Annotated in this window: 1 pseudogene; it reads right to left on the bottom strand. The window is 62.4% G+C overall.

The window, feature by feature from the left end:
- A pseudogene (locus tag EN852_RS39025) lies at window positions 1-274 on the bottom strand (FkbM family methyltransferase); the annotation flags it as partial.

Raw genomic sequence — 274 nt, 5'->3', positions numbered from 1 at the left:
GTTGCGGTCGAGCAGCGTCTGCAAGGTCTCCGACGGCACCTCGATGTCCTTCAGGTGCGGCGCGAACTTGTTGAAGTTGGCGTCCGCCTCGCCCCAGGCGTTCTTGCCCGACATCAGATTGGTGTCGGTCACCGAGGAGCAGCCGATGAACTCGATCGGCAGCGTGCCGGATTCGAGGGCCGCGGCATCGAAGGTATGGACGGTGATAGTGCCCTTGGTTTTGGTCACCGCCACCGGCTCGATGACGAAGCGCGTCGTATCCGGATAATTGGCC

The sequence above is a fragment of the Mesorhizobium sp. M2E.F.Ca.ET.209.01.1.1 genome (assembly GCF_004010375.2).
Classification (GTDB): domain Bacteria; phylum Pseudomonadota; class Alphaproteobacteria; order Rhizobiales; family Rhizobiaceae; genus Mesorhizobium.
The sequence above is the reverse complement of the archived record's forward strand: the minus strand, read 5'-3'. Positions and strand labels throughout refer to the sequence as shown.